This is a genomic window from Nocardia cyriacigeorgica (assembly GCF_010858045.1).
In the GTDB taxonomy this organism is placed as follows: domain Bacteria; phylum Actinomycetota; class Actinomycetes; order Mycobacteriales; family Mycobacteriaceae; genus Nocardia; species Nocardia cyriacigeorgica_E.
On record NZ_JAAGVC010000318.1, the window covers coordinates 1 to 291 of the forward strand.

The window sequence follows — 291 nt, forward strand, 5'->3', positions numbered from 1 at the left end:
CCGCTACTCCCCCTTCACCATCAACACCGAGCGGCTCAAGCCCTGGCACACCCTCACCGGACGCCAGCACTTCTACCTCGACCACGACTGGATGATCGAACTCGGTGAGCAGCTGCCGATCTTCCGGCCGCCCCTGGATATGACCGCGCTGTTCCGGGAACCGAATGTCGGCGAGGTCGGCGAACGCGGGGTGACAGTCCGCTACCTGACCCCGCACTCGAAGTGGTCGATCCACTCCGCCTACCAGGACAACCTGCACATGCTGACGCTCTCGCGCGGCGGTCAGACGAT

At 64.6% G+C, this 291-nt stretch carries 1 protein-coding gene; it reads left to right on the top strand.

Annotated features, from left to right (window positions below; genetic code table 11):
• A partial coding sequence (locus GV790_RS29850) for a hypothetical protein (RefSeq protein WP_163818153.1) occupies positions 1-291 on the top strand: 291 nt, incomplete at both ends.